25 protein-coding genes and 2 tRNA genes are annotated in these 25,300 nt (G+C 71.8%); 5 read left to right on the top strand and 22 right to left on the bottom strand.

All coding sequences use genetic code 11. From position 1 onward, the window contains the following. Nucleotides 1-4 precede the first annotated feature (4 nt). From ACH4D5_RS03560 to ehuB, 11 genes are all read right to left on the bottom strand, one after another. Complete coding sequence (locus tag ACH4D5_RS03560) at nt 5-676, bottom strand: response regulator (protein ID WP_398298085.1); 672 nt, start codon at nt 674-676, stop codon at nt 5-7. Continuing rightward, the gene (locus tag ACH4D5_RS03555; protein WP_398298082.1) at nt 570-1,859 is read right to left on the bottom strand and encodes a sensor histidine kinase; all 1,290 of its coding nucleotides are present in this window, start codon (nt 1,857-1,859) and stop codon (nt 570-572) included. Before ACH4D5_RS03555 ends, ACH4D5_RS03560 begins: the two co-directional genes overlap by 107 nt. 88 nt (nt 1,860-1,947) lie before the next feature. Beyond that, nucleotides 1,948-2,592: a response regulator gene (locus ACH4D5_RS03550; protein WP_398298080.1), complete on the bottom strand. Its 645-nt coding sequence runs from the start codon at nt 2,590-2,592 to the stop codon at nt 1,948-1,950. Then, complete coding sequence (locus tag ACH4D5_RS03545) at nt 2,583-3,737, bottom strand: sensor histidine kinase (protein WP_398298078.1); 1,155 nt, start codon at nt 3,735-3,737, stop codon at nt 2,583-2,585. Before ACH4D5_RS03545 ends, ACH4D5_RS03550 begins: the two co-directional genes overlap by 10 nt. A 10-nt stretch (nt 3,738-3,747) precedes the next feature. Continuing rightward, nucleotides 3,748-4,428 carry a DedA family protein gene (locus tag ACH4D5_RS03540; protein ID WP_398298076.1) on the bottom strand — a complete coding sequence of 227 codons (681 nt, stop codon included), beginning with the start codon at nt 4,426-4,428 and terminating at the stop codon, nt 3,748-3,750. A 142-nt stretch (nt 4,429-4,570) separates the two neighbouring features. Beyond that, nucleotides 4,571-4,644, bottom strand: a tRNA-Lys gene (locus ACH4D5_RS03535). A gap of 82 nt (nt 4,645-4,726) precedes the next feature. Next, nucleotides 4,727-5,494: an IclR family transcriptional regulator gene (locus tag ACH4D5_RS03530; protein ID WP_398298074.1), complete on the bottom strand. Its 768-nt coding sequence runs from the start codon at nt 5,492-5,494 to the stop codon at nt 4,727-4,729. Between the two features lie 179 nt (nt 5,495-5,673). Continuing rightward, nucleotides 5,674-6,489 carry an ectoine/hydroxyectoine ABC transporter ATP-binding protein EhuA gene (gene ehuA, locus ACH4D5_RS03525; RefSeq protein ID WP_362987352.1) on the bottom strand — a complete coding sequence of 272 codons (816 nt, stop codon included), beginning with the start codon at nt 6,487-6,489 and terminating at the stop codon, nt 5,674-5,676. Further along, nucleotides 6,479-7,126: an ectoine/hydroxyectoine ABC transporter permease subunit EhuD gene (ehuD, locus tag ACH4D5_RS03520; protein WP_398298072.1), complete on the bottom strand. Its 648-nt coding sequence runs from the start codon at nt 7,124-7,126 to the stop codon at nt 6,479-6,481. The genes ehuA and ehuD overlap by 11 nt, the downstream gene beginning before the upstream one ends. After that, nucleotides 7,123-7,854, bottom strand: coding sequence for an ectoine/hydroxyectoine ABC transporter permease subunit EhuC (ehuC, locus tag ACH4D5_RS03515; RefSeq protein WP_398298531.1), 732 nt, complete (start codon nt 7,852-7,854; stop codon nt 7,123-7,125). The genes ehuD and ehuC overlap by 4 nt, the downstream gene beginning before the upstream one ends. Next, nucleotides 7,854-8,786: an ectoine/hydroxyectoine ABC transporter substrate-binding protein EhuB gene (gene ehuB / locus ACH4D5_RS03510; protein ID WP_398298070.1), complete on the bottom strand. Its 933-nt coding sequence runs from the start codon at nt 8,784-8,786 to the stop codon at nt 7,854-7,856. The genes ehuC and ehuB overlap by 1 nt, the downstream gene beginning before the upstream one ends. A gap of 109 nt (nt 8,787-8,895) precedes the next feature. On the opposite strand from ehuB, the gene ACH4D5_RS03505 reads away from it, so the two are divergent. Next, the gene (locus ACH4D5_RS03505; protein WP_398298068.1) at nt 8,896-9,396 is read left to right on the top strand and encodes a DUF3830 family protein; all 501 of its coding nucleotides are present in this window, start codon (nt 8,896-8,898) and stop codon (nt 9,394-9,396) included. Here ACH4D5_RS03505 and ACH4D5_RS03500 read toward each other — a convergent pair. Next, nucleotides 9,383-10,801, bottom strand: a complete 1,419-nt coding sequence (locus ACH4D5_RS03500) for an amidase (RefSeq protein ID WP_398298066.1) — start codon at nt 10,799-10,801, stop codon at nt 9,383-9,385. The two genes, ACH4D5_RS03505 and ACH4D5_RS03500, sit on opposite strands and share 14 nt — an antisense overlap. Before the next feature lie 52 nt (nt 10,802-10,853). Then, entirely contained in the window at nt 10,854-11,831 is a 978-nt protein-coding gene (locus tag ACH4D5_RS03495) for a D-2-hydroxyacid dehydrogenase (protein ID WP_398298064.1), read from the bottom strand. Between the two features lie 288 nt (nt 11,832-12,119). Here ACH4D5_RS03495 and ACH4D5_RS03490 point away from each other — a divergent pair, with 288 nt between their 5' ends. Beyond that, nucleotides 12,120-12,953, top strand: coding sequence for a decarboxylase (locus tag ACH4D5_RS03490; protein ID WP_398298062.1), 834 nt, complete (start codon nt 12,120-12,122; stop codon nt 12,951-12,953). Further along, nucleotides 12,950-13,687: a decarboxylase gene (locus ACH4D5_RS03485; RefSeq protein WP_398298060.1), complete on the top strand. Its 738-nt coding sequence runs from the start codon at nt 12,950-12,952 to the stop codon at nt 13,685-13,687. Before ACH4D5_RS03490 ends, ACH4D5_RS03485 begins: the two co-directional genes overlap by 4 nt. A 21-nt stretch (nt 13,688-13,708) precedes the next feature. On the opposite strand, the gene ACH4D5_RS03480 is transcribed toward ACH4D5_RS03485, so the two are convergent. After that, on the bottom strand, nt 13,709-13,900 hold the full coding sequence (locus ACH4D5_RS03480) for a hypothetical protein (protein WP_398298529.1): 192 nt from the start codon (nt 13,898-13,900) through the stop codon (nt 13,709-13,711). Nucleotides 13,901-13,965: 65 nt separating this feature from the next. Beyond that, entirely contained in the window at nt 13,966-14,214 is a 249-nt protein-coding gene (locus tag ACH4D5_RS03475) for a hypothetical protein (protein WP_398298058.1), read from the bottom strand. A 126-nt stretch (nt 14,215-14,340) separates the two neighbouring features. Between ACH4D5_RS03475 and ACH4D5_RS03470 the strand changes: the two genes are divergently transcribed. Further along, entirely contained in the window at nt 14,341-15,486 is a 1,146-nt protein-coding gene (locus ACH4D5_RS03470) for an LLM class flavin-dependent oxidoreductase (protein ID WP_398298056.1), read from the top strand. Nucleotides 15,487-15,502: 16 nt separating this feature from the next. Here ACH4D5_RS03470 and ACH4D5_RS03465 read toward each other — a convergent pair whose 3' ends face one another. The 4 genes from ACH4D5_RS03465 to ACH4D5_RS03450 form a co-directional block, all read right to left on the bottom strand. Then, nucleotides 15,503-16,990: an APC family permease gene (locus tag ACH4D5_RS03465; RefSeq protein WP_398298054.1), complete on the bottom strand. Its 1,488-nt coding sequence runs from the start codon at nt 16,988-16,990 to the stop codon at nt 15,503-15,505. After that, nucleotides 16,987-18,555, bottom strand: coding sequence for a GMC family oxidoreductase (locus tag ACH4D5_RS03460; RefSeq protein WP_398298052.1), 1,569 nt, complete (start codon nt 18,553-18,555; stop codon nt 16,987-16,989). Before ACH4D5_RS03460 ends, ACH4D5_RS03465 begins: the two co-directional genes overlap by 4 nt. A 38-nt stretch (nt 18,556-18,593) precedes the next feature. Continuing rightward, nucleotides 18,594-20,060 carry an aldehyde dehydrogenase family protein gene (locus ACH4D5_RS03455; protein ID WP_398298050.1) on the bottom strand — a complete coding sequence of 489 codons (1,467 nt, stop codon included), beginning with the start codon at nt 20,058-20,060 and terminating at the stop codon, nt 18,594-18,596. A gap of 233 nt (nt 20,061-20,293) precedes the next feature. Then, nucleotides 20,294-22,108 (bottom strand): putative bifunctional diguanylate cyclase/phosphodiesterase, encoded by a 1,815-nt coding sequence (locus ACH4D5_RS03450; protein ID WP_398298048.1) that lies wholly within the window; start codon nt 22,106-22,108, stop codon nt 20,294-20,296. A gap of 328 nt (nt 22,109-22,436) precedes the next feature. On the opposite strand from ACH4D5_RS03450, the gene ACH4D5_RS03445 reads away from it, so the two are divergent. After that, nucleotides 22,437-23,717, top strand: coding sequence for a M6 family metalloprotease domain-containing protein (locus ACH4D5_RS03445; protein ID WP_398298046.1), 1,281 nt, complete (start codon nt 22,437-22,439; stop codon nt 23,715-23,717). 68 nt (nt 23,718-23,785) lie between these two features. Here ACH4D5_RS03445 and ACH4D5_RS03440 read toward each other — a convergent pair. The 3 genes from ACH4D5_RS03440 to ACH4D5_RS03430 form a co-directional block, all read right to left on the bottom strand. Continuing rightward, nucleotides 23,786-23,859, bottom strand: a tRNA-Lys gene (locus ACH4D5_RS03440). Beyond that, the gene (locus tag ACH4D5_RS03435; protein ID WP_398298044.1) at nt 23,850-24,437 is read right to left on the bottom strand and encodes a bifunctional DNA primase/polymerase; all 588 of its coding nucleotides are present in this window, start codon (nt 24,435-24,437) and stop codon (nt 23,850-23,852) included. The genes ACH4D5_RS03440 and ACH4D5_RS03435 overlap by 10 nt, the downstream gene beginning before the upstream one ends. Nucleotides 24,438-24,587: 150 nt before the next feature. Further along, nucleotides 24,588-24,950: a hypothetical protein gene (locus ACH4D5_RS03430; RefSeq protein ID WP_398298042.1), complete on the bottom strand. Its 363-nt coding sequence runs from the start codon at nt 24,948-24,950 to the stop codon at nt 24,588-24,590. Between the last annotated feature and the right edge of the window lie 350 nt (nt 24,951-25,300).

Here is a 25,300-nt window from a genome sequence, read left to right as displayed (position 1 = left end):
CCCTTCACTCCTCGTCGTCCCCCGCCACCACGAGCCCCGTCTCGTACGCGCAGATCACCGCCTGCACGCGGTCCCGCAGCGCCAGTTTGGAGAGGACATTGCTGACGTGGGTCTTCACCGTGTGTTCGCTGACCACGAAGGATGCCGCGATCTCCGCGTTCGTCAGGCCCCGCGCCAGCAGACGCAGCGTCTCCTCCTCGCGGGCGGTGAGGACGGCCAGCCGTGCGGCCGGCGCCCCCGGGCCCGCGCCCCGGCCCCGCCGCACGATGTCCGCGACCAGGCGCCGCGTCACCGTCGGCGCCAGCAGCGACTCGCCGGCCGCGACGACCCGGACCGCGTGCACCAGGTCGTCCCTGCGGACGTCCTTGAGGAGGAACCCGCTCGCTCCCGCGTACAGCGCCTCGTACACGTACTCGTCCAGGTCGAAGGTGGTGAGCATGACGACCCGGCACCCGGACACCGAGCAGACCCTGCGGGCCGCCTCGATGCCGTCCATGCCGGGCATGCGGATGTCCAGGAGCAGCACGTCGGGGGCGTGCAGACGCACCGCGGCGACCGCCTCCGCGCCGTCACCCGCCTCCGCGACCACCTCGATGTCCGGCTGCGCGTCCAGGATCATCGAGAAGCCGCTGCGCACCAGCTCCTGATCGTCGGCGACCACCACCCGGATGCTCATCCCCCAAGGATGCCGTGGGCAGCCACGCGACGACACGGAATCCCCCACCGGGCCCGGGCCCGGTCTCCGCACGACCCCCGCACGCGGCGGCACGCTCGTGCACCCCGACGAGCCCGTGCCCGCCACCACCACCGTCACTGTCACCGTCCCCGCGCCCGTCATCGATCACCGCGACCCGCAACTGCTCTGCGCCCCACTCCAGTTGTACGCACACCCGCGTGGCCCGCGCATGCTTCACCGTGTTGGTCAGCGCCTCCTGGACGATGCGGTACGCCGCCACCTCGACGTCCGCGGGCAACGCACGCGGCGTATCGCTGACCACCAACTCGGCGTCGATGCCCGCCAGTCGGACCTGCTCGACCAGGCCGGGCAGGGCGTCGAGGGACGGCTGCGGGCTCCGTTCGCCGGGCGCCCGGGGCTCCCTGAGCACGCCCAGGATGCGGCGCAGCTGCACCATCGCGTCGCGCCCCGCAGAGGCGATCGCGTCGAACGCCGCCTCCGCGCGCGGCGGATCACTGCGCACCACCACGGGCCCGGCCTCCGCCTGCACCACCATGAGGCTCACCGCGTGGGCGAGGATGTCGTGCATGTCCCGTGCGATGGTGGCCCGTTCGAGGGCCACGGCCCGCGCGGTCTCGTTCGCCCGCTCCCGCTCCAGGCGCCGCGCCCGGTCCTCCAGGGCTGCGGTGTACGCGCGCTGTACGCGGGCCAGGACCCCGAGGGCGTACGCGCTGACGAGGCTCAGCAGGTGGAAGGGGTACTCATAGGGCTCCGCGCGCTCGTGGAACGCCATGGTGACCGTCGTGCCGACCAGCCACCCGGCCAGCACGGCCCGCCGCTGCCACGGCCGGGCGAGGGCGGCCACGGTGTACAGCGCGACGAGCCCGCCGTACACGATGTCCGGCGGCGGCCGGTGGTGGACCGCCATGGCGGGCGTGCAGCAGGTGACGGCGCACGCGACGAGGAAGGGCGCGCGGCGCCGCCACACCAGCGGCACGGCCGTACCCGCGCCGAGCAGGAAGCCGGTCGGGGACAGGGCGTCCCCGCCCTCGTCGGGGAAGAGGAACTGCAGGGACACGGCGAACAGGACGACGGCGGCCAGCGCCGTGTCGACCACCCACGGCGGAGCGGCACGCACCCACGCGAAGGACCGGACGAGAGCGGACCGGGCGACACCGGACATACGGCGGCTCCTCGGGAGGGAGAGCGCCAGTATCACCGCGCCCGCACGCCACCGTCCTCACCGGCGAGAGGGATATGAGGAGGGGGAGTCACGACTCCAGGTACCGCAGCACCGCGAGCACCCGCCTGCTGTACCCCGTCGTCTGGGAGAGCCCCAGCTTGTCGAAGATCGCGGCGAGGTTCTTCTCGACCGCGCTCAGCGAGATGTGCAGCTTCTGCCCGATGGCCGCGTTGGTGTGCCCCTCGGCCAGCGCCTCCAGGACGGTGCGTTCCCTCGGGGTGAGCCGGGTCAGCGGGTCGGCGTGGGTGGTGCGGATGAGCAGCTGCCGTACGACCTCGGGGTCGATGGCGGCGCCCCCGGCATGCACCCGCTCCAGCGCGTCGAGGAACTCCTCGACCTGCGCGACCCGGTCCTTGAGGAGGTAGCCGACCCGCTCGGCGCTGGACGTGAGCAGCTGGGCCGCGTAGTTGCGCTCCACGTACTGCGAGAGGACGACCACGCCGATCTCGGGGCGCAGTTCGCGGATCCGTACGGCGGCGCGCAGGCCCTCGTCGGTGTGGTCCGGCGGCATCCGGATGTCCGTGACGACGACGTCCGGCTCGTGCGCCGCGACCTCGCGCAGCAGCGCGTCGGCGTCGCCCACGGCGGCGAGGACCTCGTGGCCCTCCTCGGCGAGCAGCCGGACCAGGCCCTCCCGCAGCAGGGTCGAGTCCTCGGCGAGTATTACGCGCACGGCAGCTCCGCGGTGATCGTGGTGGGGCCCCCGAGGGGGCTGTCGACATCCAGGGTGCCGTCGAGGGCGGCGACCCGGCTGAGCAGCCCGGTGAGTCCGCTGCCCGTGGGGTCGGCACCGCCGGTCCCGGTGTCGCGGACGACGACGGACACCTGTCCGCCCTGCTGTCGGATGCCGACAAAGACCTCCTCGGCCGCCGAGTGCTTGGCGGCGTTGTTCACGGCCTCCGACACGACGAAGTAGGCGGCCGTCTCGACGGCGGAGGGCAGCGGGTCCGGTACGTCGTACTCCATGCGCACGGGGATCGCGCACCGCTCCGACACCCCGCCGAGTGCCTCGCGCAGGCCCAGGCTGTCGAGGGCGGTGGGGTAGACCCGCCAGGCCACCTCGCGCAGTTCGGTGAGGACTTCCCTGGCTTCCTTGTGGGCCTGTTCGAGCAGGGCGTCCGCCTGTTCCGGGGTGCGGCCGCGGCGGGCCCTGCCGAGCAGCATGGCGAGGGCGACGAGCCGCTGCTGGACGCCGTCGTGCAGGTCGCGCTCGACGCGGCGCCGCTCCACGTCGACCGCCCGGACCACCGCGGCGCGGCTGGTGGCCAGCTCGTCGATGCGGCGCTGGAGGAGTTCGCGCTCGGAGGGGCCGAAGCACTCGCGGGCCAGCCGGGCGTCCTGCTCGGTGAGTGCCCGCAGCCCCTGTACGGCGAGGAAGAGCAGGGTGCCGCCGAGGACGACTTGGCTCAGCACGTCCACCCAGGTCATCGACGACCGGGCGAGCGAGACGGCGAAGACGCCCGCGAGGACCGCCCCGAAGTCGACGAGGCCGACGACGACGGCGCACAGCAGCCCGGAGTACGTGCGGGCCGCGAGGTAGCGCAGGATCTGCTGGTCGGAGGCGCGGTGCTCGGGGAAAGCGTCGTGGAAGAAGAGGGAGCGGCGCCGCCGCTCCAGGGCGGTGAGCCTGCGGGCACCGGCGGCGAGCAGGGCGTGGGCACGGGCGCGCGTGCGCGGCCAGAGCAGGAAGGCGCCGAGTGCCGCCCCGGTGACCACGAAGTACAGCAGCCCGATGAGCGCGGTCAGGCACCCGACGAGCACCCCGACGACCCGCATGACGAACGGCGCGGCGACGGGTTCCCTCACGTCGTCCGACATTAGCCGAGCCCTAGTGGGTGCGGCGGTGGCGGGCCTCTGCACTGGTCCCGGGCTGTTTCCGGGACCGTACGCGCACCACCACATACCCGGCGACGGCCACGAGGACCACGACGAGGACGGCCTTGGAGAGAAGCCCCACGTACGTCTCGACCACGTCCCACTGGTCGCCGAGCCAGTATCCGGCCATGACGAGCACGGAGTTCCAGACCAGGCTGCCCAGCGTGGTGAGGGCGAGGAAGACGGGCAGCCGCATCCGTTCCACACCGGCCGGCACGGAGATGAGACTGCGGAAGATCGGCACCATCCGGCCGAGGAGGACCGCCTTGGTGCCGTGCTGGGCGAACCACGCCTCGGTGCGCTCCAGGTCGGAGATCTTGACCAGCGGCAGCTTCGCCCACAGGGCGTGCATGCGCTCGCGCCCGAACCAGACGCCGATCCCGTAGAGGGCGGCCGCGCCGACCACCGAGCCGAGCGTGGTCCAGAACAGCGCGGAGGCCAGGCTGATCACTCCCTGCCCCGCGGCGAAGCCGGTCAGCGGCAGGATCACCTCGCTGGGCAGCGGAGGGAAGAGGTTCTCCAGGGCGATGGCGAGCCCCGCGCCGGGGCCGCCCAGGGTGTCCACGAGGTCGGCGGCCCAGCCGGCGATGCCGCCGGCGGGTTCCTGGGGAAGGGCGAGAGTCATGAGGTCCATGGAGGCCACGCTAGAAATTGCAGGTCAGCGACGGTATGGGGGTTGCCGTCTGATGGGGGTGCGGAAAACCGCACCCTGCTGGGGGAGGGGTACGCGAAAGGGCGTCCCCGGAGACCGGGAACGCCCTTTCGGCATTCGCAAGTGCGCCGCCAGGGACTCGAACCCCGGACCCGCTGATTAAGAGTCAGCTGCTCTAACCAACTGAGCTAGCGGCGCCTGCTGACGAATAAATAGTACCTGGTCCCGAGGGGTGCTCCGGACACACTCCCGACACGCTCCGGACACCCGCCCGTACGGCCTAGATCGCCAGGGACAGCAAGACCGGCGCCGCCCGGCGGTTCAACGTGTCCGCCGCCTCCCGCAGCCGGTGCGCGTGCTCCACCGGCAGGGACAGCGCGAGGCACCCGACGGTGGAGCCCGCCGTGATGGGGACGGCGGCGCAGACCGTGCCCACCGCGTACTCCTGGAGGTCGAGGACCGGGACCGTGGCGGGCTGGGCGGCGAGGCGGTTCAGCAGGACCCGCTCGTTGGTGATGGTGCGTGACGTGAGCCGGGCCATCTTGTGCCGGGAGAGATGATCACGGCGGCCGTCGACGTCGAGCTGGGTGAGCAGGCTCTTGCCGACCGCGCTGGCGTGGGCGGAGGAGCGGAAGTCGACCCATTCGTTGACCGCGGGGGTGCGGGGGCCCGCCGCGCAGTCGGTGACGCGGACCTCGCCGTCCACGTACCGGCTGATGTAGACGGCGGCGCCGAGGGAGTCGCGCAGCCCGTCCAGGGTGTGCCGGAGCTTCTCGCGGAGCGCCTCGGCGTGGTTCTCGGCCGAGCCGAGGCGGTCGAGGGCCTCCCCGGTGACGTACGCGCCGGTCGCCTCGCCGGTGAGCTGTTCGACGTACCCCTCGCTGCTCAGCATGCGCAGCAGGGGTGCAAGCCGGACCGCGGGCAGTCCGGTGTCGCGGGCGATGCGGGCGGCGGTGACTCCGGTGCCGTGCCGGGCGACGGTCTCCAGGACCCGCAGGGCGTCCTGGACGGAGCGGTGCGGCGTGATCGCCTCGTGCTGCAACGCCACGGCATCCCCCTGCGTGGAACGGTTCCGGACAGCTGGGCCTCGTACCACGATAGCGGCCAAGTGGCGCATATGGAGCGTCTGTTGGGGAGATTGGTGGCGCGCTCCGGGTCTGTACGCAGGAACGCGCCACTCTGGCATATGCCTCTGTCATGCTCCAGGCGGGATGCCGCCCCCACCGGTCACAGCACCGCGCTGAGGAACTCCCGGGTCCGCTCGTGCTCGGGCTCGGTGAAGATCTTCTCCGGCGTCCCGGACTCGATGACCCGGCCCGAGTCGAACATGAGTACCTGGTCGGAGATGTCCCGGGCGAAGTTCATCTCGTGCGTCACGCACAGCATCGTGATGTCCGTGGTGTGCGCGATGTCGCGGAGGACGTCCAGGACGCCCGCCACCAGCTCCGGGTCGAGCGCGGACGTGACCTCGTCGAGCAGCAGCACCTGCGGGCGCATCGCCAGGGCCCGCGCGATGGCGACCCGCTGCTGCTGGCCGCCGGAGAGCTGTGTCGGGTACGCGTCGCAGCGGTCGCCGAGCCCCACCAGGTCGAGCAGCTCGCGGGCCCGCGCCTCGGCCTCGTCCTTGGACAGGCCGAGGACGGAGACCGGCGCCTCGGTGATGTTCCGCAGCACCTTCATGTTCGGGAAGAGGTTGAACTGCTGGAACACCATCCCGATGTTCTTGCGGACCTCGCGGACGTGCTTCTCGCCCGCCGGGACGAGCTTGCCGTTCTTCTCCTCGTGGGTGAGGTACTTGCCGCCCACCTTGATGGTGCCCTGCTCCGGCTTCACCAGCGTCATGAGGAGCCGCAGGATCGTCGTCTTGCCGGAGCCGGAGGGGCCGATCAGCGTTACGTGCTTGCCGGAGGCGACGGAGAAGTCCAGCTCGTCGAGGACGACGTTGGAGCCGTAGCGCTTGACGACCTTGTCGAAGCGGATCAGTTCGCTGCCGTCGACGGCCGGGTTGGCGATTTCCTGGGAAGTGCTGCTGTCAGCGGACAAGGCGACGCTCCAAAACTCGCAGAAGAAGAGAGGCCGGGTAGGCGATGACGATGAAGGCGACGCCGACCACGCTGATCGCCTCGTAGGTGAAGGTCGCCTGGCTGTAGCCCTGGGCCTGGCCGAGCATGTCGAGCGCGCCGATGGCGGCCATCTGCGGCGACTCCTTCAGCATGACGATCACGTAGTTGCCGAGGGCCGGGATCACCCGGCGCACCGCCTGCGGCAGGATCACGGACGTCCAGGTGCGGCGCTTGGAGAGGCTGAGCGCGGTCGCCGCCTCCCACTGACCGGCCGGCACACCGTCGATGCCCGCCCGGTAGACCTCCGAGGTGTACGTCGAGTAGTGCAGCCCGAGGCCGACGATGCCCGTGGTGAGCGGGGACATCGAGGGGCCCCACTCCGGCACCACGTAGAACAGGAAGAACAGCTGCACCAGGAGCGGGGTGTTGCGGATGAACTCGGTGACCACCGTGACCGGCCACCGGATCCACTTCTTCTCCGAGCGCTGCGCGACCGCCCACACCAGGCCGAGCGAGAAGGCGATCAGGGTGCCGAAGAGCAGCGCCTTGAGGGTGAGCTCCACGCCGTCCCAGAAGAGCGGCATGAAGTCGTCGACGTGCGACCAGTTCCAGTTCACTTGGCACCCCCCGTACCGGCGACGACGTCGATCGACGACTTGGCGCGCATCCCGCTGAACAGGCCCGTCTTCTCGGGCGCCTGGCCGACGCGTTTCTTGGCGTGCCGCTCCAGGAGCCGCATGCCGCGCGTGAGGACGAACGCGAAGACGAAGTACAGGGCGAGCAGCAGCGTGTAGATCGGCGCGCTCTCGTTCGTGACGAGCCGCAGCAGGTCACCGGCAAAGGTCATGTCGGCCACCGCGATGAGGGACACCAGCGACGTGCCCTTGAGCAGCTCGATCAGCAGGTTGTTGAACGGCGGGATCATCTCCGGCCAGGCCTGCGGCAGTTCGATGCGGCGCAGCCGCTGCAGCGGCGTGAAGTTCAGGGCGATGCCCGCCTCGCGCTGCGCGGGCGGCACCGCGGCGAGCGCCCCGCGCACGATCTCCGAGGCGTACGCGCCGTAGGTGATGCCGAGCGCGAGTACGCCCGCGAACATCGGCTGGAAACTGATGTTGAAGACCGGCGGCACGGTGAACGCGATCCAGAACATGAAGACCAGCGACGACGTGCTGCGGAAGATCTCGAAGTAGGCCCCGGCGAGGAACCGCACGATCCACAGCCGGTTCGTGCGCAGCACGCCGATCGGGAAGGCGATCACGAAGGCGAGGGCCGCGCTGTAGAACGTCACCTGGACGGTGATCCAGACACCGGGCAGGAACCAGTTCCCGAAGAACTCCGACGACATCATGAGGAGAGGCCCTTCGCCGGGGGACACAGCTTCTCCACGGTCAGCTTCGTCATCTCCGCCTCGGTGAATCCGAACGGCTTGACGATGCGCAGGAGCTCGCCGCTCTCCTTGAGCTTGTGCAGCTCCTTGTTGAAGGCGTCCCGCAGATTCTTCTCGGACAGCCGGAAGGCGAAACCGCCCGCGCCGTAGGCCGGCTTGCCGTCGACCATGGGCTGGAACGGCTCCGTCGCCTCGACCCGCGGATTCTTCTTGATCACCGTGCGCACGGTGACGTTGGTGCCGGCGAACGCGTCGACCCGGCCCTGGGCGACGGCGTCGAGCCCCGCCACCTGGTCGGGCAGCACGAGGACGGACTTCACGCCCGCGGCCTTGGCGTAGTCGATCTCCGCGTAGGCGGTGCCGCTCGCCAGCTTCAGGCCCTTCTTGGCGATGTCGTCGTAGTCCTTGATGCCGTGCGGGTTGCCCTTCTTCACGATGAACGAGTCGAGCATGAGGTAGTCGGGGTCCGCGAAGAGGACCTGCTCGCACCGGACCGGGTTGATGTACATGCCCGCCGACACCACGTCGAACTGCCGCGCCTGCGTGAGCCCGGGGATCAGCGCGCCGAACTTGGTGGGCACCGCCTTCACCTCGGGCACGCCGAGGCGGGGAAAAATGACCTTGGCGATGGCCGGCGCCTCGCCGGTGACCTCGCCGTTCTCGTCGATGTATCCGAACGGGACCTCGCCCGCGACACCGATCCTGACCGTGCCGCTGTCGCGCAGGCGGTCCAGCAGATCGCCCCCCTCGACCTTCCCCTCCTCCGGCACCCGGCTGCATGCCGAGAGCCCGAATGTGCCCAGAGCCGCCCCGCCCGCTCCGGTGAGCAGGGCGCGGCGGCGAACCGCTCTGCCAGTGAATCCCTCGTTGTTCCCAAGTGGTGGAGCCATGGGCGCGCGGCTACCCGACCCGACGCGAGATATGCCGACGAATTCCGGCCCCTGATGCAATCGTTGTGCTCTTGACCCGGGGAGTGAACCAGGGAGGAGCATGGGGCACATGGCGGAGCGATTCATCGAAGTCTCCCTCGCGAAGCGGGGAGTCCAGTGCACGGCAAAACTGCTCGACGACCGGGCCCCGGTGACCTGCGCGGCGGTGTGGGAGGCGCTGCCGCTCGGCTCGGACGTCTACCACGCGAAGTACGCGCGGAACGAGATCTACGCCCTTTTCCCGGCGTTCGCGGACCGCGAGCCGCCGCTGGAGAACCCGACCGTCACCCCCATCCCGGGCGATCTCTGCTATTTCTCCTTCTCCGGGACGGAACTGGGCACCCAGGCCTACGGATACGAGGCGGAGGCGGGCGTGCGGGCGGGCACCACCGTCGTCGACCTCGCCCTCTTCTACGAACGGAACAACCTGCTCCTGAACGGCGACGTCGGCTGGGTCCCCGGCATCGTCTGGGGACAGATCGTCGAAGGCCTCGACCGGATGGCCGAGGCCTGCAACGACCTGTGGCGCGCGGGCGCCCAGGGCGAGACGCTGAGCTTCAGGAGGCTGTAGTCCCGGTCCGCGGGGGCGGGGCGATGCCCCCGGCCCCCGCCTCGTACAGCGTCTGCGCCGCCCGCAGCACCAGCGCGTCGGCGTGGCGCGCGGCGACGATCTGCACACCGATGGGCAGCCCGTCCTCGTCCACCCCGCAGGGCACGGTCGCGGCGGGCTGCTGGGTGAGGTTGAAGGGGTACGTGAAGGGGGTCCAGCCCGTCCACCGCCGGTGCCCCGACCCCTTCGGCACCTCGACGCCCGCCTCGAAGGCGGTGATCGGCAGCGTCGGCGTGACCAGCAGGTCGTACGTCTCGTGGAAGCGGCCCATGCGGCGCCCGAGATCCATACGCACGTCGACGGCCTCCAGATAGTCCAGCGCGCTGTACCGCGCGCCCTGCCCGCAGATCTCCCGCAGCCCGGGGTCGAGCAGCTCCCGCCGTTCTGCGGGCAGATGGTGGACGACGCGCGCCGCCCCGCTGAACCACAGGGTGTGGAAGGCCTCCACCGGCTCCGAGAAGTCGGGGTCCACCTCCTCGACGTACGCGCCCCGCGCCGCCAGCGACTCCACCGCCCGCCGCACCGCCGCCGCGACGGCGGGCCGCACCGCGACCTGCCCGCCGAACGACGGCGAGTAGGCGACGCGCAGGCCGTGCACCCCGCCGCCCAGGCGCGAACTGAAACTCTCCGCCACGGCGTCCAGTTGGGACCAGTCGCGGACGTCCGGGCCCGTGATCACGTCCATCATCAGAGCCGCGTCCGCCGCGTCCCGCGTCATCGGCCCCACGTGGGCGAGCGTCCCGAAGGGGCTCGCCGGATACAGCGGCACCCGGCCGTACGTCGGCTTCAGCGCGAAGATCCCGCAGAACGCCGCCGGGATGCGCACCGAACCGCCGCCGTCCGTGCCGAGCGACAGCGGGCCCGCGCCGACGGACACGGCGACCGCGCTGCCCCCGCTGGAGCCGCCGGAGGTGCGCGACGGATCGTACGGATTACGGGTGATGCCGCTCTGCGGGCTGTCCGTCACGCCCTTCCAGCCGAACTCCGGGGTCGTCGTGCGGCCGACGAACACCGCGCCGTGCTCGCGCAGCCGGGCCACCGACGGCGCGTCCTCGTCCCACTTCCCCTCCGGGCGCACCGTCAGCGAGCCGCGCAGCGTCGGCCCGCCGCGCATCAGGATCAGGTCCTTCACGGACACCGGCACACCGTCCACCAGACCCTGCGGCTCGCCCCGCCGCCACCGCTCCGCGCTGGCCTCCGCATCCGCAAGGGCCCGCTCCGCCTCGATCCGCACGAACGCGTTCACCGCCGGCTGTGTCTCCTCGGCCCGCCGCAGCGCGGCCCCGGCCGCGTCGACCGGACTGAATTCGCCCTTGCGATAGCCCTCGACGAGTTGTACCGCGGTGAGATCCGTGAGCTCGGTCATGCAGGCTCCTCAGCAGGCAGACGGGGTGACCGGGGGAGAGGGGCGGGGGTGATCAATGGCCTGGGACATACCCACGTTCCTTGTCCACCACGTTCGTCAGCGGCCGGCCCGCCGCCCACGCCTCGTACAGCTCGACGAACTGCGCGCCCAGTTCGTCACGCCAGCCCACCGTGTCGCCGCTCATGTGCGGGGAGACGAGCAGGCCGGGCGCCGTCCACAGCGGACTGTCCGCGGGCAGCGGCTCCCGCTCGAACACGTCGAGGGCGGCGCCCGCGATCCACCGCTTCGACAGGGCGGCGACCAGGTCGTCCTCGACGACGAGGGGTCCGCGCCCGATGTTGATGAACCGGGCGGACGGCTGCATGAGGCCGAAGCGCCGCGCGTCGAACATGCCGCGCGTGTCGTCCGTGAGCGGCGCCGCGCACACCACCCAGTCGGCCCGCGCCATCAGCCGGTCGAGCTCCGCCGCGCCGTGCACCCCGTCCCGCGCCGTGCGGCCCACCAGGGCCGTGATCATGCCGAGCCCCTTCAGCGTGCGCACGATGGTCCGCCCGATGGGCCCGGAACCGACGACGCACGCGCGCGTGCCCGCGATCCGCTGGGTCTCGCGGTGCCGCCAGGCGCGCTCCCGCTGCAGCTCCAGGGTGCGCGGCAGGTCCTTGGCCATGGCGAGCACCAGCGCCGCCACGTACTCGGCGATGGGCCGGTCGAAGACGCCACGCGCGTTCGTCACCACCGTCTCCGACGCGGCCAGTTCGGGGCACATCAGATGGTCGACGCCCGCGCTCGCGGTGTGCACCCAGCGGGGCCGCGGCCCCTCGCCGGGCCAGGCGCGGCGCACCGCGTCGGAGGTGAAGTCCCACACCAACAGCACGTCGGCGAGCGGCAGTCGGCCGGCCAGCGTGGTCGCGTCGGCGTGCACGATCCGGGCCCGCCCGGCCAGCCTTCCCAGGCGCGGCGGCGGGGCCGGGGGCGCCGCGTCGAGGACGAGGAGGGTCGTTTCGGAAACCGACGGGACACCGTTTCGCAATGAGATTCCGCTTCCCTGTCCGGAGGTACGGCCGAGCCGCGTCCAAACACGACTCAGCCGTCTGAGATGTGCGGATTGACCACGCTCGCACCCGAACCTACCTTCGTCAACAGAGGCACTGCTGTACCGGCAGTGCGGGAACCAGTACTCTCCGTGCAGCCGCTCACACCCTCTGTGTGGTACGCCCGCGCAGATCTCCCCGTCCCGACGTCCCGGCGCGTCGCCGGCATCGCTCGTCCCCGGCCCCCGGCCGGTCCCTGAATACACGCACGAACTTGGGGACTGCTCATGGACGTCTCTTTTCTCGGCGGACCTCACCCTCAGCGCGGTGTGGGCGTCGTCGCCCCTTTCGACTTCGTCCTCGACCGCGAACTGTGGCGCTGGATCCCCGACGAGGTCTCCCTCCATCTGACCCGCACGCCGTACGTCCCCGTCGAGGTCAGCCTCGACCTGGCGCGCCTCGTCAGCGAGCACGAGACGCTCGCCGAGGCGGTCCGCGCACTGACCGCCGCCGAGCCCGAAGTCCTCGCGTACGCCTGTACGTCGGGCAGTTTCGTCGGCGGCACCGCGGGGGAGCGCGCGATGTGCGAGGCGATGACGCGCGAGGGCGCGGTCGCCTCGGTGACCACGTCGGGCGCGCTCCTCGAAGCCATCGAGGAACTGGCCGCCCGGCGCATCGCGCTCGTCACGCCCTACACCTGGTCGGTCACCCAGGCCCTGGAGGAGTACCTGGCCGCGGCGGGCGTCGCCGTCACCGGCCGCGCCTACCTCGGCCTCACCCGGCACATCTGGAAGGTCCCCTACCGGGACGTGGCCGACATGGCGCGCCGCGCGGTCCTCGGCAGCGACGGCGGCGTCGACCTCCTCTTCATCAGCTGTACGAACCTGCCGACGTACGACGTCATCCCGCAACTGGAAGCGGAACTGCGCATGCCGGTGATCTCCGCGAACCAGGTGACGATGTGGTCCGCGCTGCGTCGGCTGGGTACCCGTGCGGTAGGGCCCTATCAGGCACTGATCGACCCGACGGCACGACCGGGCGCGAGCAGCCCGCTGAATCCGCCGGCACCGCCGCAGGGCCTGCCCGAAGGACCACCCGCAGAAGGAGGAGGCTGGACGTGACGGCACTCGGATTTCTCTACCCGGGGCACTCGGCCGAGGACGACTATCCCCGCATGGAGCAGATGCTCGGCAGCGACATCCGGCTGCAGCTCGTCCACACGGACATCGGCGAGGACGCCCACCGGGTCGACGCGCTCCTGGAGATGGGCTCGGCCGAACGGCTCGCCGCGGGCGTCGAGGAGCTGCGCCTGTCCGGTGCCGAGGCGGTGGTGTGGGCGTGCACCAGCGGCAGCTTCGTCCTCGGCTGGGAGGGCGCCCACGACCAGGTCCGCAAGCTGGCCATGACGGCGGGGCTGCCCGCGTCCTCCACGTCGTTCGCCTTCGCCCACGCCGTCGGCGAGGTGGGGGCGGCCCGCGTCGCGGTCGCGGCGACGTATCCGGAGGACGTGACGGGACACTTCGCGGCGTTCCTGAAGGCCGGGGGCACGGAGGTCGTGTCGGCCAGGGGGAGCGGCATCGTCACGGCGGCGGAGGTCGGCACGTGGGGCCGCGACGAGGTCTTCGCGCTGGCCCGCGCGGGCGACCACCCGGACGCCCAGGCGGTGCTCCTGCCGGACACGGCCCTGCACACGGCGGCGTACGTCCGCGACCTGGAGGCCGAGCTCGGCAAGCCGGTCCTGACGGCGAACCAGGTCACCGTCTGGGAGGCGCTGCGCCTCGCCCAGCGCCGGGTGAACGCGCCCGCGCTCGGCTTCCTGTTCACGAAGGAGCCGCTGGTCCAGGCCGGGAAGTAACGCGCGGGAGGCCGTGGGAGGTCACGGGCTGAGGATCAGTCTGACCACCGTTAACGTCTGGACCGATCCGGAGACGTAGTACAGGACTATGGCCCCGTCGACCGTGGCCTCCCTGCGGTCGGGGTCGTCCCGCACGGGCGTGGAGCCGTGGCCGTACGGGTCCCGGCCCACGGTGCGCGCGAGGACGGCGCGGAAGGCGTCGGGGTCGCCCATCTTGGTGAGGGTGTCGTCGGCGGGCGGCGCGTAGGTGACGCGGTAGCCCTTGCGGTGGCGAGGGCTCACGACGTGCCCCGCCTCTCGGCCTCGTCGGACGCCAGCCGGACGAGCCGGGCCTCGGCGGCGGGGTCGGGCACGGCCTCCAGCATCCAGTGCCGCATCACCGCGTGGATCTCGTCGACCCCTGCCGTGTTGATGGCCCGGTCGAACTCCGCGCGCCGGCCCGCGGGCAGGGCGGCGCGGATGTCCGGGATGGTGTTGGGCACTTCGACCTCGACTCCGTCGACGAGAGTCTTCAGGGGATCAGCCATGGCCAGCACCGTAGCCGGGCGGGTGCCGCGACGCGCCGGGACGGGCCGGGAATAAAACGGAGTGAGCCTCCTGTTCCCGTCTCCGTACCCACGTGACGCATGTACGCAGTGCAGGAGGCACCCCCAGTGACAGTGGACCCGACCGGCGAAGGCACCCGCGACGACGGCATCCGCGGGGAGCGGCCGGACGACGACGGCATCCGGGGCGAGCGGCTCGGCTCCGCGCCCGTGCCCCTGTCCGTCCTCGACCTCGTCACCGTCGGCGCAGGACGCACCGCCACCGACGCGCTGCGCACCAGCGTCGAGATCGCCAAGCTCACCGAGGCCCGCGGGTACCACCGCTACTGGGTCGCCGAGCACCACTCCATGCCCGGCGTCGCCTCCTCGTCGCCGGCCGTGATCCTCGCCCATCTGGCCGCCCACACCGGCCGCATCCGGCTCGGCTCCGGCGGCGTCATGCTGCCCAACCACGCCCCGCTCGTCATCGCCGAACAGTTCGGCACCCTGGAGGCGATGGCCCCGGGCCGCGTCGACCTCGGCCTCGGCCGCGCCCCCGGCACCGACGGCGCGACGGCGGCCGCCCTGCGCCGCACCGACCGCCTGAACGAGGGCGCCGACGACTTCCCGCAGCAGCTCGCCGAGCTCACCCGCTTCCTCGACGACGACTTCCCCGACGGGCACCCCTACGCCCGCATCCACGCCGTCCCCGGGCCCGTCCAGGCGACCTCGCCCGGCGGCGTCCAGTCCCCGCACCGGCCTCCGCTGTGGCTGCTCGGCTCCTCCGGGTTCAGCGCCCGCCTCGCCGGCACCCTCGGTCTGCCGTTCGCCTTCGCGCACCACTTCTCCGCGCAGAACACGATCCCGGCCCTCGACCTCTACCGCGAGACGTTCCGGCCCTCCGCCGTCCTCGACGCCCCGTACGCCCTCATCGGCGTCTCGGCGCTCGCGACAGACGACGAGAACGAGGCCCGCCGCCAGGTCATGGCTGCCGCGCTGAACATGGTCCGCCTGCGCACCGGCCGCCCCGGCCTCGTGCCCACCCCCGAGGAGGCGGAGGCGTACGCGTTCAGCGAGATGGAGCGGGACTTCATCACCAGCTGGAACGCCAACGTCGTCCACGGCACCGCCGACCAGGTCCGCGCCGGACTCGACGATCTCGCCAAGCGCACCGGCGCCGACGAACTGATGATCACGGGCAACGCGCACAGCGGTGACATCCGCCTGCGCTCCTACGAACTGATCGCGGACGCGTACGGCCTGCCGAAGGCGTAGCCGCGACCCCGCCGTCCTACGGCCGGGCGTCGTCCGGGTCGGGCACCGCGTTGTCCGCCGGGGCGTCGCTGCGGCCGTAGTGGTGCGTCGTGAACATGTACACCAGCCCCGCGAGCACCACGATGCCGCCGCTGAGCAGCACGATCCAGTTGTCGTACCACGCGGCCTCGGGGGTGCGGGGCCAGGCGATGTTGACGATGGCGAAGATCCCGTAGGCGAGCGCCCCGAAGTTGACGACCATGCCCCAGCGGCCGAGCCGGTACTCGCCGCTCGGCTTCCAGCCCTTGAGGCGGGCCCGCAGCGCGGCGAGGACGACCATCTGGAAGGACGCGTAGATGCCGAGGATCGCGAAGGACACGATCTTGGTCAGGGCGTTCTCCGAGATCAGCGAGCCGACGGCGATCAGCGCCGGCACGACCGCCGCCACCAGCAGCGCGTACTCGGGCACCGCGCGGCTCGGCGAGAACTTCCGCAGCAGCCGGTGCCCGATGATCATCTCGTCGCGGGCGTACGAGTAGATCAGCCGTCCGGCCGCCGCTTGCAGGCTGACCGTGCAGGACAGGAACGAGATGAGGACGACGGCCATCACGGTCCGCGCGCCCGCCTCGCCGAGGGCGTCGAAGAGGACCCTGACCACCGGGTCGGAGTCCTCCCCGGAGATCACCTTCCGGTAGTCGACGACGGCGAGGAGCAGCGTCAGACAGGTGAACGTCGCCGCCGCCCCGCCCACGTAGATGGTGCGGCGCATCGCCTTCGGGATGACCTTGCCGGGGTGCTTGACCTCTTCGGCGACGTCCCCGCAGGCCTCGAAGCCGTAGTACTGGTAGAAGCCGATGATCGCCGCGCCCAGGAAGACCGGCAGGTAGGAGCCGTCACCGGCCGCGCCGAAGTCGTCGAAGAGGACCCCGAGGCCGTGGAAGCGGTGCGTGGTCAGCAGGATCACGCCGACGACGAGCGCGCCGAGCAGCTCCGCGCTGAAACCGATCAGCGCCGCCCACGAAAGGGCCTTCGTACCCGCGTAGTTGATGAGCACCGAGATCACGATCAGGGCGATCGTGCAGAGCACGGTGGTGTGCACGGTGGGGTCGAAGCCGAGCAGGATCGCGATGTAGGGCCCGGCGCCGTACGCGACGCTGGTGATCGTGACGAGCAGCGCCCACATGTAGACCCAGCCGGTCATCCACGCCCAGCGCTTGCCCCACAGGCGCCGCGCCCACGGGTAGACCCCGCCCGCGACCGGGTACTGCGCGACGACCTCGCCGAAGACCAGCGCGACGAGGAACTGCCCGCAGCCCGCCATGACGAAGGCCCAGATCATCGGGGGCCCGCCGTCGGCGAGAGCCGTGCCGAAGAGGGTGTACGTGCTCACCACGGGCGAGAGGTACGTGAAGCCGAGGGCGAAGTTCGCCCACGGGCCCATGTCCTTGCGGAACTCCGACTTCTCCTCGCCCGGCGCGACGGCGGCGGCGTCCGCCGTGCCGTCCGGGGGGCCGGGGGCGGTCACTGGACGGGTCCTTCCCCGGTCGCCGGACCCGGGGCGGGGCGGGCCATGATGAGGTCCGCCGCGCGTTCGGCGGCGAGCAGCACGGTGACCATCGGATTGATGGACGGCATGGTCGGGAAGATCGACGCGTCCACGATGCGCAGTCCGTCGTGCCCGCGCAGCCGCAGCTGCGGGTCGACCACCGCCATCGGGTCGTCCTCGGCGCCCATCCGGCAGGTGCCCGCCGGGTGGTAGACGGTGTGCGCGGCCCGGCGTCCGTACTCCGACAGGTCAGCGTCCGACGTGACGTCAGGACCCGGTGCCACCTCGCGCAGCAGCCAGTCGCTGAGCGGGGCGGTGGCCGCCACCTCACGGGCGATCCGCAGCCCGTCGAGGATCGTGCGCTCGTCGTGCCCCTCCGGGTCGGTGAAGTAGCGGAAGTCCAGGGCCGGTTTGACGGTGGGGTCCGCGCTGCGCAGCCACATGCGGCCGGTGGAGCGGGCGCGCGGCACGTTCGGCGTCATGCAGACGCCGTGCTCGGGGACGGGGTAGCCGAGACGTTCCGTATTGACGGTGAACGGCACCTGGTAGAAGTGGAACATCAGGTCGGGGCGCGGGCCGCCCGTCGCGTCCCTGCGCAGGAAGAGACCGGCGTCGGAGTCCATCGCCGAGTTCGGCGGCAGCGGGCCGCGGGTCTCCCACACCATCACCGACTCGGGGTGGTCGAGCAGGTTCTCGCCGATCCCCGGCAGGTCCGCGTGGACCTCGATGCCGAGGTCGCGCAGCTGGTCGGCGGGGCCGATGCCGGAGAGCATGAGCAGCCGCGGCGTGTCGATCGCCCCGGCGCACAGCAGCACCTCCGCCTCCGCCTCCAGGATCGACACCGAACCGTCGGGGTTGCGCACCTGCACCCGCGTGAAGCGCCCCTCCTCGTCCTGCAACAGCCGGTAAGCCCAGGTCTCCAGACGCAGCGTCAGGTTCGGCCGGTCCATGATCGGATGCAGATACGCGACGGAGGCGGAGGACCGGTTGTTGGTCTCCGGGTCGTACGCGAGCGAGAAGAAACCGGCGCCGTCGGTGAAGGGACGGGCGTTGAAGTCGTCGACGACGGGGACGCCGAGCCGGGTGGCCGCCGCCGTGACGAAGTCCTGGGCGATGGCGTTACGGTCGGCGGCGCCGACGGGCACGATGGTGTTCTGCAGCCGCGACCGGTACGGCAGGATCGTCTCGGGGCCCCACCCCTCGCAGCCGCTCGCCACCCACTCGTCGAGGTCCTGCGGGAACGGCAGGAAGCTGATCAGGGTGTTGTGCGAGGAGCAGCCGCCGAGGACCCGGGCCCGGGAGTGCAGGATGTGGGAGTTGCCGCGCGGCTGCTCCTCGGTGGTGTAGCCGTAGTCGAACTCGCCGCCGAGCAGGTTGATCCAGTTGCGGAGCTTCAGGATGCGGTCGTCGCCGACGTCGCTGGGCCCGCCCTCCACCACGCACACCCGGGAGGCCGGGTCCTCGCTCAGCCGCGCGGCCAGCACGGACCCCGCCGTACCGCCGCCGATGACCAGGTAGTCGTAGACCGTCGTCTCGTCGCTCATGCCGTCGCCCTCTCTCTCGCCCGCCTCGCCCTGTCCGCTCAGCCCTTGAACCAGCCGGAGGGGCCCGGCCGCAGGTTCTGGTAGATGTGCTTGGCCTCCTGGTACTCGCGCAGGCCGGTGGGCCCGAGCTCCCGGCCGAAACCGGAGCGGCCGAAGCCGCCCCACTCCGCCTGCGGTACGTACGGGTGGAAGTCGTTGATCCAGACCGTGCCGTGCCGCAGCCGCGCGGCGACCCGCTGGGCGCGGCTCGCGTCGCTCGTCCAGACGCCGCCCGCCAGGCCGTACCGCGTGTCGTTGGCGAGCTCCACGGCCTCGTCCTCGGAGCGGAACCGCTCCACCGTGACCACCGGGCCGAAGACCTCCTCCTGCACGATCCGCATGGAACGGTCGCAGTCGGCGTAGATCGTCGGCAGCAGGAAGAAGCCCCGGGACAGCTCGGGGTCGTCCGGGCGGCGGCCGCCGCAGACGAGGCGGGCCCCTTCGTCGCGGGCGATCTCCAGATAGCCCTCGACCTTCTCGCGGTGCTCCGCCGAGCTGAGCGGTCCGCTCTCGGTCCGCGGATCCATGCCGTTGCCGAGCCGGATGGCGCTCGCCCGCTCGGCGAGCCGCTCCACGAACCGGTCGTGCAGGGAGTCCTCCACGAGGAGCCGCGACCCGGCCGAGCAGACCTGCCCCGAGTGCAGGAACGACGCCTCCAGGGCGTGGTCGACGGCGGCCTCGAAGTCGCAGTCCGCGAAGACCACGTTCGGGTTCTTGCCGCCGAGCTCCAGCGCGAGGTTCTTCACGCCCGGCGCGCACGCCTCCATGATCCGGCGCCCGGTGGCGAGGCCACCGGTGAAGGAGACCAGGTCCACCTCGGGGTGGGCGGACATGGCGGCGCCGACGGTGGCGCCGGGGCCGAGCACGAGGTTCGCGACCCCGGCCGGAGCCCCCGCCTCGGCGATCAGCCGCATCATGTGGATGGTGGAGAGCGGCGTCGTCTCGCTGGGCTTCAGCACGAAGGTGTTGCCCGCGACGAGCGCCGGGGCGACCTTCCAGGAGGCCTGCAACAGCGGATAGTTCCACGGCGCGATCAGCGCGCAGACCCCGATGGGGTGGTACGTGACGCGGCTCAGCACGTCCGGGCCGACGTCCACGACCCGGCCGCCGTCCTTGTCGGCGATCTCGGCGAAGTAGCGGAACGCGTTCGACACGTCCTCGACGTCGATCCGCGCCTCGGCGAGCGTCTTGCCGGTGTCGAGGGACTCGACGTGCGCGATCTCCTCCTGGTCCCGCAGCAGGAACCGCGCCACCCGGAGCAGCACGTCGGCGCGCTCCCGGGTGGGCGCGCCCGGCCAGTCGCCGCGGTCGAAGGCGCGCCGGGCGGCCTGGACGGCGAGCTCGACGTCCGCCTCGTCGGCGTCGTCGACCTGCTGGATGACGGACGCGTCGAACGGATTGACCACGTCCCGCCGCGCGCCGTGGACGGTCCCGGTCCACTCGCCGTCGACGAACAGTTCCGGCATCGTGGGCTCCCTAGCTCTCGTCCTCGTCAGGTGCCGAGGTCACCCACCGGCACGCACACCGGGCACCAACATCGTCCGATCGGCGCGCACCGGCCACGGGGACGCACCGGCCGGGGGAGGGTTGGGCGCAGATGTGACCTGGTTGGGCTAGGGAGAGCCCGGCGGGCCGGGGCCGGTCCACCCGCCGAGCGGCAGCAAGAGGCCGGTGGGCCCCGCCCAGCAGTACGGCGAGGCTAGGCGGCCCCGCCCAGCAGTACGGAGATACGATCCGCCGGAACCGGCCGGGAGTAGAGCCACCCCTGCCCCGTGTCGCACCCGATCCGCCGCAGCCGCGCCGCCTGGGCCGCGGTCTCCACGCACTCCGCGGTCACCGTGAGCCCGAGCCGGTGCGCGAGCTGCACCATCGCCTCGACGATGACCTCGTCGGCGGGGTTGGTGTGCTGCTCGCCCTCCTCGTACTGGAATCCCCGCACGAAGGAACCGTCCAGCTTCAGGACGGACACCGGCAGCCGGCTCAGGTACGCGAGGTTCGAGTACCCCGTCCCGAAGTCGTCGATGGCGATTCGCACCCCCATGTCGCTGAGCGCCTGGAGCGCCTGCAACGGCCGGCCCGCCGACCCCATGACGGCGGACTCGGTGAGCTCCAGCTGCAGCAGCTGGGCGGAGAGCCCGGTTTCGGTGAGGATCTCCGCGACGTCGGCGACCAGATCGGAGTCCCACACCTGCCGCACGGCCACGTTGACGCTGACGAAGACCGGGTCCCGGTCGGGGTGGTCCAGCTGCCAGCGGCGGGCCTGCCGGCAGGCGCTGCGCAGCACCCAGCGGCCGAGCTGCACGATCGACCCGTCCTCTTCGGCCAATCCGATGAACCGATTCGGCGTGAGGAGGCCGAACTGCGGATGCTGCCACCGCACCAGCGCCTCGACGCCGTGCAGACCCTCGTCGTCGAGCCCCACCAACGGCTGGTACTCCAGGACGAATTCGTCACGGTCGACGGCGGGCCGCAGCGAGCTGGAGAGCGCCTGGCGGGTCATGCGGTGGGCGTTGCGCTCGGGGTCGAAGAGCGTCCAGCGGGCCTTGCCGTCCGTCTTCGCCCAGTACAGCGTGGTGTCGGCGGCCTGCATGAGCCCCGTCGTGGTGGTGCCTGCGGCGCGCCGCTCCACGACGCCGATGGACGCGGAGACGGAGAGCCGCTGGCCGGACAGGTCGAAGGGCTCCTGGAGCGCCTGCAGCGTCGTCTCGGCGAGCTCCGCCAGCTGGTCCGTGCCGGTCGACTCCTCGACGAGCAGCGCGAACTCGTCGCCGCCGAGCCGCGCGACGAGCGGCGCCGCCGCCCTGCCGTACCCGGCCCGGTCGGCGCAGCGCGTGAGCCGCTCCGCGACGGCGGCGAGCAGCCGGTCCCCGACCCGGTGGCCGAGGGTGTCGTTGACCGCCTTGAACCCGTCGAGGTCGAGGTAGCAGAGCCCGATCCGGCCGGTGCTCGTGTCGTCGTACGTCCCCGCTTCGAGCGCGGACGCGAGGCGCTCGAAGAAGAGGTTGCGGTTGGGCAGCCGGGTCACCGGGTCGTGCATCTGCACGTGGCGCAGGCGGGCCTGGAGCTCGCGGCGCGCGCTGATGTCGGTGGCGGCGAGCAGGACGGTGCCGCCGTCGTCCCGGTCGGCGGCCCCCGGCATCGGCTCCACCGTGACCTGCACCCACAGGGAGTGCCCGTCGGGGTGCTTCAGGCGCCGGGTGCAGCGCAGCCGGGCCTGCCGGCCGCGGAGCACTTCCAGGTACGTGTGCCAGGTGCGGGCGTCGGACGCCAGGTCGACCAGGTCGGCGGCGACCCGTCCGGCGAGCGCGCCGGGGGCCTCCCCGAAGAGGCCGGCCAGCGCGTCGTTGGCGCTGATGACGAGGCCCTCGCCGTCGACGACCGCGAGGGGCAGCGGGGCGGCCGCGAAGGCGGCGCGGTAGTCGGACCGCTCCGTGCGGCGACGCTCCGTGACATCGGGGCGGGTCCGGCCGGGTGCTGTGGCCGTGGGGGTGGGCCCTTCGGACGTTCCGTTCACCGCTTGCTCCCGCAGTGCAGTTTGTTCTCGAACAGGTCTCGTCGGGCGGCGGGCAGGTGGCGGGTGGTGGTGTGGGGACCGGGCCCGCGCAGGAAAGTGTGCCGATCATAGAGGTTGGCCGGATGACCGTTCCAGCCGTACCGCCGGTCCGGGCGGACGCCACCCCGGTCGGCAGATCGTTTCTGCTCGGCCCTGGACCGCTTCCGTTGCGACCCGATCGCTTGTGACGTTCCGTGAGCGGTCGGGGTGTCGCCCCCTCGCCTCGTCCTCACTCGGAAGGGCCAGACAAACAGGGCAGAGGTCAACAAAGCGTCACAAGGTGGGTGGGGTGTCCCGCATTCCGCACCCGGAGGTCGACGTGCCGCGTCAGCTCCCCCCTTGGGGACTCACCCGTGGAGGGGAGAAATCCCGCCTGCGCAGCACCGCCGCCTTCATCACCTCACTGACCGCTCTGGCCGCCACCTCACTGGTCGCGGGCCCCGCGACCGCCGAGTCCACCGCGGGGCCGTGCGCCCTGCGCCGCACCGCCGCGCACCACTCGGAGGGCCTCGACACCTGGAACACCGCCTATCCGCGCCCGTCCAGGACCCTGAACGCGGCGATGGTGTTCCTGTCCTTCCCGGACTCCCCGCCGCTGACCACCCCCGACGAACTGGCCGCCGACCACTTCCCGGCCACCAGCCGGTTCTTCGAACGCGCCTCGTACGGCAAGTTCACGCTGGTCCCGCACCCGCTGCGCCAGTGGGTCCGGATGCCGGACGACTCCCTCTCGTACGCCATACAGCGCGACTGGAACCCCAAGCGCCGCGCCGCCTATCTGCGGGACGCGGTGGCCGCCGCCGATCCGCACGTGGACTTCTCGCGGTACGACATCGTGTACCTCGTCGCCGACCCGGACGCGCCCGGCGTCGACTCGGACGCCACGAAGGTGGTCAACTTCGACCGGCCGATGCGGGCCGACGGCACGGACATCCGCCGCATCGTCACCGTCTTCGAACGGCATCCGCCCGACCGCAACGTCCTGGCCCACGAGACCGGCCACGTCTTCGACCTGCCCGACCTGTACCACCGGCCCACCGACGGCAAGGGCGACTGGGACACCCACGTCGGCGACTGGGACGTCATGGGCAGCCAGTTCGGACTCGCCCCCGACCTCTTCGGCTGGCACAAGTGGAAGCTGGGCTGGCTGGAGTCGCGGCAGGTGCGGTGCGTGGGCGCGGGCACCGAGCGGCTGACCCTGGACCCGCTGTCGGCGGCCCCGGCGCCCGGCGCCCTCGGCGGCACCCGGCTCGCCGTGATCCGCACGGGCCGGGACGCGGTGCTCGCCCTGGAGGCGCGCGGCCCCGTGGGCAACGACCACGCCACGTGCACGGAGGGAGTGCTCCTCTACGAGGTACGGAACGGGACGGCGTCGGGCAGCGGCCCCGTCGAGGTCGTCGACGCCCATCCGGAGTCCGAGTCCTGCTGGGGCGACTCGGTCTACCCGCAGCTGGCGGACGCGCCGGTACGGGCCGGCGAGAGCTTCACGGTGCCCGGCCACGACGTACGCGTGGAGGTGGCGGGGCGGACGGCTTCGGGGGCATGGACGGTAGAGGTCACCACGGGCTGAGGCCCCGTGGATCGGTGCCCGCACACGCAAGAAGCCCCTCGCTTCCGCGAGGGGCTTCTCACCGTCTGTGCGCCGCCAGGGACTCGAACCCCGGACCCGCTGATTAAGAGTCAGCTGCTCTAACCAACTGAGCTAGCGGCGCCTGCTGACGTCGTAGACCTTAGCACCCTGATCGCCGCGAGGAAAAATCGATAAGCGGACGGCGGGGGAGGCCGCCGACCTGGCCGCCCGTACGCAGGCCCAGAGGAACACCTCGGGTCCCGGGAGCCACGGGTGGCGGGTGCCGGGGGCCACCAGCCAGCGCGATCCGAGGCGCCCGCCGATCTCCCCGCCCGCCACGAGCGGCGGCACGGTGACCGCGTCGCCCGTGCCGTGACAGAGCACGGGCGGGACGGCGGGGCCCCACTCCTCCCACTCCAGGAGGGCGGGCAGGCGCTGCGCGGTGCCGGGCGATGCGAAGAGCAGGACGCGGCCGCGGTGCGCGGCGACCGGCCCCGAGCCGGGGCCCTCCCCCCACAGGCGGTCGAGCATCCGTCGGCCGAACACCGCGGGGACACTCACCACGTCGAAAGCGGAACCGCAGGGAAGCACGGCGGGGGCGTCGGGCCTGCTCCGCCAGAGGGCGAGAGCGCTGCGCGGATACGTCTCGGCCGAGGCGAGCCAGGCGGCTCCCTCCGCGGTGACGTCACAGACGTCGTGGCTGGGCGAGGGGCTGCTCATGCCAGCTACATCTACAGAACACGGAAGCCCCGTTCCCGAGAGTTGCCGGAAAAGGGGACGGGGAGGGGTGCGGGGGAGTACCTTGCCCCGCTGGGCATATGCCAGAAGATCGTGAGCGCGGGCTGCTCCGACTCCGGCCCCGTCGCCGGGCTAGTGCTTGTCCGCACCGCCCCGCATCAGGTCTCGGCCGTACTCCACCATCTTCTTCGCGTAGTCCTCGGTCCACTCCGCGCGCTCCGCGATCAGCGCGGGCGTCAGCCGGTCGAAGCGGCGCGGGTCGGCGAGCTGTGCGGCCGCCATGGCCTGGAACTCGATGGATCGGTCCGTCGCGGCGCGGAACGCGTGCGTCAGCTCGGTGGCGCGGTCGAGGAGCTCGCGCGGGTCCTCGATCGACTCCAGGTCGAAGAAGTGCTCGGGGTCGGCCGTGGCCTCCGCGGGCTCGAAGAGCAGGGGCGCGGGGCGCATGCGCTGTTCGGTGCGCTGTTCGGTCCGGGGCCGCTCGGGCTCCGCCATGGTTGTTTCCTCCTCGTACGGTGCGCGCCGTCCGTCCGGTGCCGGCCGACTCCCATTCTCCCTTGCCGCGCAAGTGGGCCGCCGGGTGCTCTACAGGGGCGCGGGGAACTGCGCGCTCAGCCCGGGGCGGGCCGCAGGCGCGTCTGCAAGGTTCTCGGCAGGTGCGTCTGCGGCTGGTTTGTGGTTGCTCGCGCAGTTCCTCGCGCCCCTGTGGGGGCTTGTCTTGTCGTGCAAGTGGATCGCCGGGTGCTGTGTAGGGGCGCGGGGAACTGCGCGCTCAGCCCGGGGCGGGCCGCAGGCGCGTCTGCAAGGTTCTCGGCAGGTGCGTCTGCGGCTGGTTTGTGGTTGCT

The sequence above is a fragment of the Streptomyces sp. NPDC018029 genome, assembly GCF_044327655.1.
Classification (GTDB): Bacteria; Actinomycetota; Actinomycetes; order Streptomycetales; family Streptomycetaceae; genus Streptomyces.
This window is presented reverse-complemented; position numbering and strand designations above follow the sequence as displayed.

Coding starts and splice junctions, on each gene's coding strand:
- ACH4D5_RS03460 (WP_398298052.1), bottom strand. CDS start 18,555: ATGAGCGACGAGACGACGGTCTACGACTACCTGGTCATCGGCGGCGGT.
- ACH4D5_RS03555 (WP_398298082.1), bottom strand. CDS start 1,859: ATGTCCGGTGTCGCCCGGTCCGCTCTCGTCCGGTCCTTCGCGTGGGTG.
- ACH4D5_RS03480 (WP_398298529.1), bottom strand. CDS start 13,900: ATGGGCGACCCCGACGCCTTCCGCGCCGTCCTCGCGCGCACCGTGGGC.
- ACH4D5_RS03540 (WP_398298076.1), bottom strand. CDS start 4,428: ATGGACCTCATGACTCTCGCCCTTCCCCAGGAACCCGCCGGCGGCATC.
- ACH4D5_RS03545 (WP_398298078.1), bottom strand. CDS start 3,737: ATGTCGGACGACGTGAGGGAACCCGTCGCCGCGCCGTTCGTCATGCGG.
- ACH4D5_RS03435 (WP_398298044.1), bottom strand. CDS start 24,437: ATGAGCAGCCCCTCGCCCAGCCACGACGTCTGTGACGTCACCGCGGAG.
- ehuC (WP_398298531.1), bottom strand. CDS start 7,854: ATGTCGTCGGAGTTCTTCGGGAACTGGTTCCTGCCCGGTGTCTGGATC.
- ACH4D5_RS03500 (WP_398298066.1), bottom strand. CDS start 10,801: ATGACCGAGCTCACGGATCTCACCGCGGTACAACTCGTCGAGGGCTAT.
- ACH4D5_RS03455 (WP_398298050.1), bottom strand. CDS start 20,060: ATGCCGGAACTGTTCGTCGACGGCGAGTGGACCGGGACCGTCCACGGC.
- ACH4D5_RS03475 (WP_398298058.1), bottom strand. CDS start 14,214: ATGGCTGATCCCCTGAAGACTCTCGTCGACGGAGTCGAGGTCGAAGTG.
- ehuB (WP_398298070.1), bottom strand. CDS start 8,786: ATGGCTCCACCACTTGGGAACAACGAGGGATTCACTGGCAGAGCGGTT.
- ACH4D5_RS03430 (WP_398298042.1), bottom strand. CDS start 24,950: ATGGCGGAGCCCGAGCGGCCCCGGACCGAACAGCGCACCGAACAGCGC.
- ACH4D5_RS03490 (WP_398298062.1), top strand. CDS start 12,120: ATGGACGTCTCTTTTCTCGGCGGACCTCACCCTCAGCGCGGTGTGGGC.
- ACH4D5_RS03560 (WP_398298085.1), bottom strand. CDS start 676: ATGAGCATCCGGGTGGTGGTCGCCGACGATCAGGAGCTGGTGCGCAGC.
- ACH4D5_RS03505 (WP_398298068.1), top strand. CDS start 8,896: ATGGCGGAGCGATTCATCGAAGTCTCCCTCGCGAAGCGGGGAGTCCAG.